This window comes from Paenibacillus sp. FSL K6-1122 (assembly GCF_037977015.1).
GTDB lineage: Bacteria > Bacillota > Bacilli > Paenibacillales > Paenibacillaceae > Paenibacillus > Paenibacillus amylolyticus.
In genome coordinates this window covers 5810255-5824180 of the sequence record NZ_CP150272.1, presented here as the reverse complement: position 1 = coordinate 5824180, position 13926 = coordinate 5810255, and the positions used below count along the sequence as shown (strand labels likewise).

Sequence of the window (13926 nt, the reverse complement as noted above, 5' to 3'; positions counted from 1 at the left end):
CATCCATGGAACAGTTCAGATTACCCAAAATACCCATGCCACCTGTTGCTTTGCCACAATCCATTCAGGCCGTGCTCGAAGAAGCAGAACAGAAACTGGCTCACCGACCGAAGCTGCTTCAATTATTCAAAAACTGCTTCCCCAATACCATCGAAACAACAACCAAGTTGATGGAGGATGGCACTACGTTTGTGATCACAGGAGATATTCCGGCTTCCTGGCTGCGTGATTCCGTGGAGCAGGTGGTACATTACATTCCGTTTGCAAAAGAAGATGAGGACCTGCAACGCATTATTGGTGGGCTGATTAAACGTCATATCCAGTATGTTCACATCGATCCATATGCCAATGCCTTCAATGAGACTGCTAACGACTGGCATTGGAACACCACGGACGAAACCGAGATGTCGCCTTGGGTGTGGGAACGCAAATTTGAGATTGACTCATTATGTTTTGTTGTACGTTTGGCGTATTTATATTGGAAGGAAACCGAGCTGACCGACATTTTCGATTCAAGCTTCAAGGCAGCGATGCGTAAAATTGTGGACCTGTTCAAAGTCGAACAGCATCACATGGAACAATCTCCATATCGCTTTACTCGTAATAACGGCATCCCAACAGATTCCCTGCGCAATCACGGAAAAGGTATGCCAGTCAACTACACGGGGATGATCTGGTCCGGTTTCCGTTCCAGTGATGATGCGTGTGATTTCCACTACAATATCCCTGGCAACATGTTCGCGGTTGTCGCTCTGCGTCAAATGCAGGAGTTTGCCGAGTGGGTGTTCCGGGATATGGAACTTTTGCAGGAATTGAAGGATCTGGAGCAGGACGTGGATCACGGCATTCAGTTGTATGGTATTTATCGTCATCCGGAATTTGGACCGATCTATGCGTACGAGACGGACGGTTATGGCAACCACTGTCTCATGGACGATGCGGGTACACCGGGACTCATGTCCATCCCATATCTGGGTTACGTCACAGCGGATGATCCGATCTACCAGAATACGCGCCGTTTTGCCCTGAGCAAAGAGAACCCATTCTATTATGAAGGCAAGGTTGCCAAAGGAATCGGTAGCCCGCACACCCCGCCGAATTATATCTGGCATATGGGCTTGTCCATGCAAGGACTGACTGCGCAGTCTTCCGAGGAGAAACTGGAGATTATTCGCATGCTTGAAGCGACAGATGCAGATACAGGTTATATGCATGAAGGCTTCCATGCCGATAATCCAACGATTTTTACACGAAAATGGTTTGCATGGTCCAACAGCCTGTTCTCCCAGTTGGTCTATAGATCCATGAAGGATGGCCTGTTATGAGTATGCAACCTCATGATAAAAAGCTGATAATCTTCGCTGATCCTGCGTTTCCATTGGATGGTGCTTTTCCAACTGAACAGGCTCTGAATACATGGAAAGCAGTCAAAGAGATCACCGTTGTAAACGCCGAAGAACTCGCAGAGGCTTTGAAGACCACAGCAGGTGAAGGATGTCTGGTCAATCTGCATGCACCCTATTTTCCCAAGTCCGCCTGGACGAAGATTGCAGCTTACTTGCATCAGGGCGGAAGCCTGATCAGTGTGTGGGGCGCACCCTTCAAACGTCCGGTTCGATATGAAAATGGGGCATGGGTTGTAGAGTCCGAGCAGACCGCGTATCATCAGGAACTCTATATTCATGAGGCACTGAACGTATCTTCTGCCAATGTGCAATCGTACACTTCATCCGAACAGATCCCGCTTCTCACTGGGAAAGAGGGGCTGTTTGAGAAGGCAGATACATGGAATTTGGTTCCACATACAACCAAAACAAGTGATCTGCCCCACCAGATGGGGTCATCAGGACCGATGAGTACGCAGATTTATCCATTGCTTCGTGGCATGAGTAAAGACGGGCGCAGTGTCGCCGCTCCGGTCGTTCTGTGGGAAAACTCGCGCGGGACTTTCGTAGGTTCACGCTGGATGTTTGTACATCTGCCGCTGACCACCTCATTCTGGACGCAGGATGGCGCTGCCGAGATTGTGAAATGGGCGCAATTCTGTGCGCAAGGTGTAACTGAGTTATCCCTCAAAACGAATTATGCTTCGTATGAGCCAGATGAGCGGGCGGTACTCACACTTCAAGGTCAGATTTTACAGCGAGCAGGCAACAGACTTACCGAGTCCGAGCTGTGGGCATTCGACATAACAGTCGAGCATGAAGATCGCACAAGTGGCACGACGGAGAAGGTATGGAGCCATCGACTGGAGATGGAACTTTCCGGTGAGCAGCGTTTCGAACGTATACTTCTCCCGGTATCCATTGAAAGTGGGCTGTATCGGATCGTATGCCACGCGCAGGCTCCTGACGGTGAAGTTCGGACCTTGCGTCAAGGCTTCTGGGGACAGGATGCTGCACTGCTGGCAGAAGGGGAAGTGATTACCCGCAGCAGGGACTATTTTGTAAAAGACGGACGTCCTCTCCCAGTTGTGGGCATGACCTACATGACCTCCGATGTGGCACGGAAATTTCTGTTTCTGCCGAATACGGATGTTTGGGATCGAGACATGGCCCAGATGGCAAAAGCCGGCATTAACTGGATTCGGACGGGAATCTGGACCGCCTATCGCAACATGATGCAGGTGGACGGACATATGGCAGAGGATGTGCTTCGTGCCATTGATGCATTTATTTTAACGGCGAAACGTCACGGCTTACAGGTCACGTTCACTTTCTTCTCCTTTACACCAGAGACATGGGAAGGCACGAATCCGTATTTGGACCCGCAGAGTGTCGAGGCTCAGAAACGTTTTATCCGCAGCATCGTTAGTCGTCACACGCATACAACACATGTGGACTGGGATCTGATTAACGAGCCATCGATGTTTGATCCAGTACGTATCTTCTCGGCTGGCCCACGCTCGGCAAGAGATTCGTATGAACAGCAGGCTTATGTCGAGTGGCTTCAGCAACGTCATGAGACGATTGAAGCGTTGCAGGAGGCATGGAACATGTCACCGAAACAGCTCCCCAATTTTGCAGCCGCGGTGATCCCGGAGGCAGAAGAGATTAACTTTGATGTACAGGACATGCACAAGGCCAAAAAAGGAACACGCTGGCTCGATTATTGTCTCTTCTCTATGGAGATGCACAATGGTTGGGCGAGAGAGCTTGTAGGTACGATCAAGGATATGGTACCGAATCATCTGGTTACCGTGGGACAGGACGAAGCCCTTGGTGCACAGCGTCCTTCTCCGTTCTTCTATGAACGTGAAGTGGATTATACAACCGTGCATTCCTGGTGGTTGAACGATGATCTGATCTGGGATGGTATTTTCGCTAAAACGCCACATAAACCAAATCTCATTCAGGAGACGGGCATCATGTATGTGGAAACCCCGGATGGGCGAGCCAAACGTACGGAAGAAGAGCTTCGTGGCATTCTCGAACGCAAGTACGCCTATGCTTTCTCGACAGGTGGCGCTGGCGCCGTGCAATGGATCTGGAACACCAACTTCTATATGGATAATGCCAATGAGTCCCATATTGGGGCCCTTCGTGCAGATGGTACGGAGAAACCCGAGGCGGATGTGTCTTATGATTTTGGCCGATTCATGGATGGCATTCGTGATCTCTTTGAAGACCGCGATCTGGAGGATATTGCAGTGGTGTTCCCGTATTCCAATGACTTCTCCAACCGTGCCCTCGCCTATGATGCCACAACAAAGCTTACTCGCGTGATGTCTTATGATCTGAAATTTCCATTCCGTGCGTTATCCGAATATCATCTGGAAGCGTTGGAGCAGCAGCCGCCGAAGCTGATTATCGTACCGAGTCCGCACAATATGGAGAGCGATGCACTTCAACAATTGCTCACGTTTGCGGAGAAGGAAGGCACGAGCCTGCTCATTACAGGGCCGCTGGGACTGGACGCATACTGGAAGGCAACTGACCGGGCCGATCATATCGTAGGCAAACGGAGTCTGGGTAATGTGCAACGGGAAGAATTGCTGAATATTAATGGCGTGAATCACCGGGTGACCTATGGACGGCGTCGTATCGCCGAGGTGGCAAAGGAGACGTTGCTTCATGGGGATAAAGGTACAGCAGATGAAGTACACGTTCTGCCTTTGGGCAAAGGGAAATTAATCTGGACTCCACTGCCGCTCGAGTTAAATGGACGGGACGAGCCACTTGCTGAATTGTATCGTTATGCGACTGAAATTTCGGGCATTGAACAGGAGTTAGAATGGATATCTGGCGGAGATATTGCAGGGATCTATGGCCGGAAGCTGAGTTTTCCAAAAGGAAATCTGTATGTATTTGTATCGGAGTTTGCCTTTAACCATGAAGTTCATGTGAGAGATCAACGTACAGGTGTATCGTATGCGTTCCAACTGGAGAAAAATCGTTCGGTGCTGTTTGCCACGGATACTTCCGGAAAGCTGACTGCGGTGTATCGCCCTGATGAGGTTGAGATTGTACAACAAGAGGAAAGAGGTGGGATAACACGATGACCAAAAAAAAGAGAGCACATATTATTTCGCATACCCACTGGGATCGGGAATGGTACTTGCCGTATGAGAAGCATCATATGCGTCTTATTCGGCTCGTCGATTCACTGTTGGATCAGCTTGATGAGGGATCGGACTATAAAAGCTTTTATTTGGATGGACAAACGATTATTATCGATGACTATCTTCAGGTTCGACCGGAGCAGAAGGAACGACTGGAGAAACATATCCGCAATGGGCGGATTGTGATTGGACCATGGTACATTTTGCAGGATGCGTTTCTGACGAGCGGAGAAGCCAATGTGCGCAACATGCAGGTTGGACATAAGGACGCCAAACGTTACGGCACCCCTTCGAAAATTGGTTACTTTCCCGATACATTTGGATTGGTCGGGCAGACTCCACAGCTGATGCAGCAATCAGGCATTGATAATGTGTTTTTTGGACGTGGTGTGAAGCCGACGGGATTTAATAATACGGTATCGGATGCCGGATATGAATCAAGCTTCTCGGAGCTGATGTGGGAAGGACCAGACGGATCAAAAGTGCTCGGCGTATTGTTTGCCAACTGGTACTCCAACGGAAATGAAGTTCCTGTAGACGAGGAATCGGCCCGCAAGTTCTGGGAAACCAAGCTTGCAGATGCCGAGAAATATGCATCGACCAATGAGTTGTTGTACATGAACGGATGTGATCACCAGCCGATTCAGCGAGATCTGCCAGAAGCGATTCGCATGGCTGAACAATTACATCCCGATATCGAGTTCATTCACTCCAACTTTCCGAATTATCTGGAAGCTTTGAGAGCATCGTCTGAACATGAACTGTCCACGGTCAAAGGCGAACTGCGCAGTCAGCGTACCGATGGCTGGGGAACCCTGGTGAACACCGCCTCGGCTCGTGTGTATCTGAAACAGATGAACCAGCTGGGCCAGACTATGCTGGAAAAAGTGGCTGAACCCCTGGCATCCTACGCCTATCTGCTTGGACATGCCTATCCACATGATCAACTGACGTATGCCTGGAAAACGCTGATGCAAAATCATCCGCATGACAGCATCTGTGGATGCAGTGTGGATGAGGTGCATCGCGAGATGGTGACACGGTTTGATAAGAGCCGTCATGTAGCAGAGGTTTTAATTGAAGAGAGCACCAGCCAGATTACTACAGCTGTCGATACCTCCATATTTGAGCGTTACGGCGAGCAGGCTCGACCTGTTGTGGTATTTAATACAACGGGTTGGGAACGCAGCGGTGTAGTTCAGATGGAACTGGACGCGGCTCGGTTGTATTTCCGGGATGGACATACGTTGGAAGAGATGGCGACGCAGATGAAAGCCGTTGACCTGTCAGACCGCGTACTTGTAGATGAAAATGGTAACCCCATTCCATGTACGGTGGAGGATCTGGGTCTGCAATTTGGCTATGATCTGCCGGATGATCGCTTCCGCCAACCGTATAGTTGTCGGCGAGTACGTATTCGTTTTGAAACAGAAAATGTAGCTGCATTTGGACTAAAAACCTATGCATTGGTCAACTTTGTGGATCATTCAAAGAGTGGCTCTCCATCGAAAATAAATACCTTGTTGCGTGGTGAACGTGGCATGGAGAATCAATATTTGATCGTCACGATTGCAGACAATGGTTCATTCATACTCACAGATAAACGGACAGGCCGGACTTACAAGGACCTTGGCGTATACGAAAATGTGGGTGATATCGGTAATGAATACATGTTCAAGCAACCAGAGAATGAAGTGGCGCGAACAACACACGAGCTTCAGGCCGAGATTCGGGTCCTAGAGGATACATCATACTTAGCCTCGTTTGAAGTGATTCATCATTGGGAAATACCGGAGTCTGCGGATGAGATGCTGGATCAGGAACAACGGGAGCTGATTTATTATCCATACCGTAAAGCCCAGCGTTCAACTAAAATGATTCCGCTCCAGATCCGCACGGTTGTATCGCTTAGTCGTAGTGGAAAAGGCGTGCAAATAGAAACAACCTTCAACAATCAGGCGAAGGATCACCGGGTACGTTCTCTTTTCCCAACCGATCTGGTATCTGGGGTTCATCATGTGGATTCCATGTTCGAAGTTGCAACGCGTGATAACAAGCCTGCACCGGAGTGGCAAAATCCAAGCAATACACAGCATCAACAGAATTTTGTGGATGTGAGTGAAAAGGACGCCGGATTGGTCGTAGCCAATCTGGGTCTGAATGAATATGAAGTCCTTCAAGATGGACGTAACACCATCGCCGTAACGCTGCTTCGTGCTGTGGGCGAACTCGGAGACTGGGGTTTGTTCCCGACACCTGAAGCACAATGCCTTGGTGAACATACATTTCAGATCGAGATCATTCCGCATGATGGCAATGGTGCAGCGTCAGGTGCATATATCGAGGCCTATCAGTTCCAGGTTCCTTGGACGCTGGCACAGACTGGAGTACACCCAGGTTATCTGACACCTAGTAACACACCGTTTGCATGGCAAGGAGACGGTTTAGCATTTTCTTCACTCAAGGTAAATGAGGATTCCGGCGATGTCATGTTACGCTGGTTCAATATGACCACCGACTCTGCCACGTTGAAGCTTGCAACATCACAAGCGAATCCGCAGCCATTCGAAACGGCATACAAAAGCAACATCCTGGAGGAAGAGGGCGAAATACTTCATCTCAACAGCATAGAAGAGGCATCAACATTATCATTTGCCACCAAGGAATGGAACATACAGACAGATTCATGCGAGATCGTTACTGTCGGCTTGCGCCGCTGATCAAAGTTGTTTAAAGAGTCGAAAAACAGACTTTTGAACACACACTAAAAGGTACAGGACTGCAAGTGTACTATAAACTAGGCATTACGTACGGTGGCAGAAGGGTTACGCTATTTACCAGATCTATGAGTTGAGTTATTGGTTGTTTTTCTATAGAATGAACAGTAGAATTGCAAATGATCGAAAGTTCCTATGCCATCAAGATGGTCACAGGTACACTTCATTGTTCATTCTATATTGAAACATTAAGGGGGCTTGAAGCCATGGAATCCTTGGGAGGACTGCTTCAGCAGCTGAACCCTGCCTTTCGTGAGCAATCGCGGCGGATTGCGGCGGAATTGATGGAAAATCCGTATGTACGTGAATTCCGCGCAGGTCATCCTGAACTGCAAGATGCACAGCTCATGACCGATCTGAGCAAGCTGTTTCAGTACGCCAAAGACTCAAAGAACTGTGCGAATTGCCCAGGACTCGACAACTGCCCTAACGATTTTCAGGGCCACTTTTGCAAACTGGAAGTAGAACATTTTAACGGTAAACCCGAAATCATAGATATAAAAGCGCCTTGTTCCAAACATATCGCCCGGCAAAATGAACATATCATTAAGCAACGCATTCGCAGTTTCTATGTGGACGAGCGTGCGCTCAGTGCCGGATACAACGACGTGGAGATCATGGGCAAGGATCGGATGCGTGCTCCGGCAGTGAATCAGGTGCTTCGTTATATTAGGGAGACCAAGGAGAACGGATTATCTCCGCAAGGACTGTTCCTGGAAGGGACATTCGGGACAGGCAAGACGTTTCTGATGTGTTACCTGTTGCATGAACTGGCGGTTGCAGGCCACACGGGTGTCATTATTTATATGCCTGACTTTGTGGAGGATCTGAAATCCATGATTAGTGAAGGGCAGAAGCTGAAGGAAATGACGGATATTTTGAAAAGTTGTGATCTGCTCATCTTTGATGATATCGGGGCAGAGAATCTGAACCCTTGGGTTCGGGATCATGTGATGGGGTCCATTCTGAACTATCGGATGAATCGCAAACCAACGTTCTATACGTCCAATTACAATCTGGATGGGCTGGAGAAACATCTTAGTTTCACCAATCGGGACGGCGAGGAAATGAATAAAGGTCAACGTTTGATGGACCGTATTCGTCCATTTGTGGATGTTATCTCCGTTCGGGGTGAGAATCAGCGCGGCAAACGTTGAACCGATCTATTTTGAACGAAACATTTCTGGACAAGGTTAATCTTCAAATTATCGGTGAAGCTTTTGATTTAGAAGCTGAGCTGATTGCAATCAAAAGCTAAAGTAGTCCCAAAAAAAGCCTGGCTTTCGCATTGTCGCGAAAACCGGGCTTTTCTGGTCCTGCGTGAGACCTGTGAGTGTCCTATTCGGTGAGGAATTTGAAGATAACCATACCGAAAAAGATCACTGTCATCAGGCCAGCCATGCCGGCAACACCCGCGATCAGATCAAATAGATCGTTGCGGGGTTCCTCGTTCACATGTTCACGCGGGTCGCTGATCCGCACATTTGCATCCATGTTATTGCCTCCTTATGGGGAAACAGCTTGCCCGTATGGGAGGGGCTGAAACCCGGAGTAATTTTAGTATACTTGGAAAAGAAAGCGTTTGTAAAGATTTTGCAGTTAGTATGCTACATCCTGTAATTGTGAAGATTTGATGTTGGGAAGATGAACATTGCAGCGTTCAATTCACAAGTTTGACGTACCTGTGTTATACTGGAAGTGTCGTTCACGACGTTACAGGTTAAAATAAAACCGTAAGTATATATAAGGAGGACAATTTCATGGCTATTGTTAACGTATCCGATCAATCCTTCAACGCTGAAGTAGAAGGCGAAGGAACGGTTCTTGTTGATTTCTGGGCGCCTTGGTGTGGTCCTTGTAAAATGCTCGCTCCAATCCTGGAAGAGCTGTCCACAGAAGTTGGCGATGCAGTGAAAATTGCTAAAGTTAACGTGGATGAAAATCCGGAATCAGCTTCCCGCTTTGGCGTAATGAGCATTCCAACTTTGATCTTCTTCAAAGACGGTCAACCGGTAGATAAAGTGGTTGGTCTGAACTCGAAAGATGCGCTCAAAGGAATTATCGAAAAACACCAATAATTTACAGGTTTACACATACGCCTCCGGTTTACATGCCGGGGGCGTTTTGCGTCGAATACCTTTATATAGGACAATATAAAGTATACTATTTATATAAAATGAAACTGGAAATTTACATGTTTAACGAAGAAGACAGAAATGAACTGTAGAAGCATAGCCGTTGCAATTTTTATCCGAGTTTCACTTTTTAATATGTATTGCACTAATTACTCACACAATAGCGGAGAGAACAGAAAAAACCTGAAAAAGCGAAGCGTTCGCCTTTATCACCGGATTTTCCCCTTGTAAAAGGGAATCAAAAAATCTGGGGATAACAGCGATTGGAAGGTTGTTCTGTTATCGTAGTGTTCGTGTGAATTACGACGATCGAAAGGTCATTCTGTCATCGGAGTAACTCATGTAAGGTGAGGATTTCAGCTTTTTCGGGAAGGAGGATTCACCGAATTATGGATCAATTCATCAATGATTTGCAGGATCAGGAGAAGGCATTGGAGCAGATTCGCCACAAGCTCGCTTTGCTGCCAGACATGTCTGGATGTTACCTGATGAAGAACAGTGAAGGCACCATTATCTATGTTGGTAAGGCTAAAGTGTTGAAGAACCGCGTACGCTCTTATTTTATCGGCAGTCATAACGGAAAGACCCAGCGTCTGGTGTCTGAAATTCGTGATTTCGAATATATCGTGACGGGCAGTAACATGGAAGCACTCATTCTGGAGTGTAACCTGATCAAGAAACATATGCCGCGGTACAACGTGTTGCTTAAGGATGACAAGACATTCCCATATCTTAAAATTACAAATGAAAAGCACCCCCGGCTGGAAGTAACCCGGCGTGTGCTGAAAGATAAAGCCAAATATTTCGGACCTTATCCGAACTCGTATGCGGCACACCAAACGAAAAAATTGCTCGATCGCATGTATCCACTGCGCAAATGTGGTGTAATGCCCAAAGAAGTGTGCCTGTACTATCACATGGGACAGTGTCTTGCCCCTTGTGTGAAGGAAGTTGAGAAGGAGCAGTACGACCAGATTTCCCAAGAGATTGGTTCATTTCTGAGCGGTGGTCACGAAGAGATCAAGAAGGATTTGCAGCGTAAGATGCAAGAGGCTGCGGAGGATCTTTATTTTGAACGTGCCAAGGAGCTGCGCGATCAGGTAATCGCCATTGATGCGATGATGGAAAAACAGAAAATTACGATGGCCGATGCCAGAGACCGTGATGTATTTGGTTTTGCCATTGATAAAGGCTGGATGTGTGTCCAGATTCTATATATGCGTCAGGGTAAAATGATTGAACGTCACGTATCAACCTTCCCGTTTTACGGTGAGGCGTATAGTGACTTCATGTCCTATGTAACACAGTATTACAGCGATAATCCGGCATTGCCACAAGAAATTTTGTTGCCGGAAATGCCCAAGGATCTTGCAACAGATAATGATAGTGTTGATACGGGTTCTGATACTGATGGATCGGTACCTGCCGCAGTTACGGTAGAGTTCGATCAGGCGGGACAAGTGGAGCATAGTAACGCTTCCCAGCCACTGGTTGCTGAGACTCGTGCAACTTACGGAGCTTCCGCTGAGGCAGAAGGTGAACAACCTGACAGTATGCAAGAGGATGCTCTAATAATGGATACAACTACTTCAACTGAAAAGCTTCCATCAGGACTGGAAGACCCAACTCAGGTTGCTGCTGCTTTACAGGAGTGGTTGGAGATCAAAGTGCTCATTCCGCAACGTGGATTGAAACGCCAGATGATCACGATGGCTGTGGATAACGCACGTGTGGCATTGGAAGAGAAGTTCCGTTTGATTGAGCGAAATGAAGAACGTACATCCAAAGCTGCCGAAGGACTGGGACGTTTTATTGGATTGGATCAGCTTCACCGTATTGAAGCGTTTGATAACTCGAATATTCAGGGTACAAACCCGGTATCTGCCATGATTGTATTTACCGATGGTAAACCGGATAAGAAGGAATATCGGAAGTACAAGGTCCGTTCGGTTGAAGGGCCGGATGATTATGAAACGATGAGAGAGGTCATCCGTCGCCGTTACGAACGGGTATTAAAAGAAAACCTGACCCAGCCTGACCTGATTGTGGTCGATGGTGGTAAAGGACAGATCTCGGCTGCGGTCGATATTTTGGAAAATGAGCTGGGGCTGTTTATTCCGGTATGTGGTCTGGTGAAGGATGCGAAGCATAAGACTTCGCAGTTGATGATCGGTAATCCACCGGAAGTCATCTCCCTGCCTCGGGATAGTCAGGAATTCTACCTGTTGCAGCGGATACAGGAAGAGGTCCACCGTTTTGCGATCTCGTTCCACCGGGAACAGCGTGGCAAATCGATGGTGACATCACGTTTGGATGCCATTCCGGGTATTGGAGAAAAGCGGCGTAAGTTGTTGTTGAAGCATTTTGGCTCTTTGCGCAAAATAAAAGAGGCCAGCGTTGAAGACTTCCGGCCTCTATCTATTGGTGACAAACTGGCAAATCAGATTATTGCAGCACTTCGTGATGAGGAGTCGTAACATACGGCTTCTCTTTTTGTTTTGGATTGAATTTGTAGACCACATATCCAACGATGGCCGGCAGTACAATCCAGAAGAGTCCGGCAGCCATATTCAGGGCATCGCCCATAAAGACCAAGCTGAGTCCCATCAGCAAGCTGTCGAAGATCACATGGGCGAATACAACGGCAATGAAGCCGTGACGCAGCATGATCAGACTGAACAGCAATCCAATCACCAACAGCTCAATGGGACGGGTGATTACTGGATAGATCGGATACAATGTGTGTCCAAGTGCCCAAATGATGGTTGGAATCAGACAGGCAATAAACGTGTTACGCACAATCTTTTGCATCATACGAATGCCGAACAGTCGATAAACAGTTTCTTCACCAATACCGGCCATCCAGGCCATGATCGGGAAGAGCCAGGCATAGGTCATATTAAAAGTAGATTGATCTGCTGACGTCGTTGACCATGTGCCGATGCTTCGCTCCAGAATGAAGAACAGGATGGATTGCACACCCAGTAGAATGAATGCCCACAGGTAACCAGCAACCATGCTGTGAAGTACATATTTTCCATATCCGGGTTCTTTCGCACGAGGCCATGGGTTCAGACCTATTTTACGCCACATGCCGTCACCGGCAACAAGGGACAGATAGATGGTTGCACTCATGACCAGTGTAATACCCGTCTGCATTAACATCAGGAACGCTAACATGAAGCTGGAGAGCCCTTGTGCCTGAAAGAGTGGAATCATGTTCAGCGTACCAATTACCGAAGCTGCGAAATACACCAGCGAGAGAATGATCCCGCGTTTGAAAGACGTATATGCTCGGGTCAGAATGCTATAGATGATTGCCAGCACGCCCAGAACAAAGGTCAGGAATGCATAGCCGCCATAGGTCATCCAATTGGCTTGACGCGTTTGATCTTTCACATAATCGGTATGGGATTCAGGGACAGAGAATCCAGGATCGAAGGATCGTACCGCACCCTCTTCAAACGTAAAATTCAATTCAAGCTTGGAGTCTCCAATGGCTTTTGCAGAATCCACATACTTCAGTCCGGCTTCACCATCGCGAGTCTCCAGTTGAAGTGCCGGCACTTCATAACCGAATTCGGTCAGAACGCCAGCAGCAAGCTGTTGTTTCTCGTCCAAAGATATATTGCCTTCAGCAAGTACTTGCGATGTGGTCACTCGTCCACTAACCTGCTCCGCCTCAATGGCAGTATAGAGAGAAGAAGGCAGTTCCCGTTTGAAGCCGACGACTTTTCCTGTTTTCATATGTACGTCAACATTAAGATATCCGCCTTTGTGTTGATCAGGCAAACGAACGCGGAATACATCGTAAGGATAGCTTGTTTCCCATTTCTGGTTATAGGTATCAAGTTGTTTGGTTTTGGCCATATACCCGTAGATATCCGAATGTGTCTGGTAGGTGACCAGGGTTTTTGCATCATCATTTGGCAGTGTATAGTCATTCACAGAAGCTGCGAATGATCGTGCGGATTGCTTCGCCTGCTCCTTGGTTATGAAGGACGTAGACGAAATTTCTGTCGTTTGTGATGAGGTAGCAGGAAAGATCTGAAATACAAAAAATAGAATCAGGCCAATCGCCGCAAGCAACCCCAGCCGCTTGAAGTTAGCCTTGAGTTGCAAAGGCTGCCCTAAGGGATTCATGTAATGGTGTTCCTCCTTTATTGATAGAGGTAGTTCAAAAAGTCCGCTTTTGATTACGAAGGTTGCCTAACGGCATCATCAGCATCGAATATGGAATTCAGCCGAAATGTCCGTTGCTCACGTAGCTCGATCTACGCTCCGCTACTCCATTTCTATCTTCATCCCATCTTCTTGGTACTGAAAACCGCCCTTTTTGAACACGCACTAATATGGATATTAAAGTTAACATAGCACAGGCCAAGCACCGAATGCCAATGATGTAACGAAAACAGGTGTAAATCCTTGAAAATGAATGAAAAGGACCGAAAGA

8 protein-coding genes are annotated in these 13926 nt (G+C 47.5%); 6 read left to right on the top strand and 2 right to left on the bottom strand.

What is annotated here, in order from left to right; genetic code table 11:
* Positions 1-5: 5 nt before the first annotated feature.
* From NSQ20_RS26090 to dnaI, 4 genes are all read left to right on the top strand, one after another.
* Complete coding sequence (locus NSQ20_RS26090; RefSeq protein WP_340031186.1) at positions 6-1325, top strand: glycoside hydrolase family 125 protein; 1320 nt, start codon at positions 6-8, stop codon at positions 1323-1325.
* Positions 1322-4501: a beta-galactosidase gene (locus tag NSQ20_RS26085; protein ID WP_340031185.1), complete on the top strand. Its 3180-nt coding sequence runs from the start codon at positions 1322-1324 to the stop codon at positions 4499-4501. Before NSQ20_RS26090 ends, NSQ20_RS26085 begins: the two co-directional genes overlap by 4 nt.
* Positions 4498-7281 (top strand): alpha-mannosidase, encoded by a 2784-nt coding sequence (locus NSQ20_RS26080; RefSeq protein ID WP_340031184.1) that lies wholly within the window; start codon positions 4498-4500, stop codon positions 7279-7281. The genes NSQ20_RS26085 and NSQ20_RS26080 overlap by 4 nt, the downstream gene beginning before the upstream one ends.
* Positions 7282-7544: 263 nt before the next feature.
* Positions 7545-8495, top strand: a complete 951-nt coding sequence (dnaI, locus tag NSQ20_RS26075; protein ID WP_076319793.1) for a primosomal protein DnaI — start codon at positions 7545-7547, stop codon at positions 8493-8495.
* A 181-nt stretch (positions 8496-8676) separates the two neighbouring features.
* Here dnaI and NSQ20_RS26070 read toward each other — a convergent pair whose 3' ends face one another.
* Positions 8677-8832 (bottom strand): hypothetical protein, encoded by a 156-nt coding sequence (locus NSQ20_RS26070; protein ID WP_017692450.1) that lies wholly within the window; start codon positions 8830-8832, stop codon positions 8677-8679.
* A gap of 266 nt (positions 8833-9098) precedes the next feature.
* Here NSQ20_RS26070 and trxA point away from each other — a divergent pair, with 266 nt between their 5' ends.
* Positions 9099-9416, top strand: coding sequence for a thioredoxin (trxA, locus tag NSQ20_RS26065; RefSeq protein WP_036605788.1), 318 nt, complete (start codon positions 9099-9101; stop codon positions 9414-9416).
* A 446-nt stretch (positions 9417-9862) separates the two neighbouring features.
* Positions 9863-11950 (top strand): excinuclease ABC subunit UvrC, encoded by a 2088-nt coding sequence (uvrC, locus tag NSQ20_RS26060; RefSeq protein ID WP_036605789.1) that lies wholly within the window; start codon positions 9863-9865, stop codon positions 11948-11950.
* Here the strand turns inward: uvrC and NSQ20_RS26055 are convergent.
* Positions 11919-13616 carry a type II CAAX endopeptidase family protein gene (locus NSQ20_RS26055; RefSeq protein ID WP_036605790.1) on the bottom strand — a complete coding sequence of 566 codons (1698 nt, stop codon included), beginning with the start codon at positions 13614-13616 and terminating at the stop codon, positions 11919-11921. The genes uvrC and NSQ20_RS26055 overlap by 32 nt on opposite strands.
* Between the last annotated feature and the right edge of the window lie 310 nt (positions 13617-13926).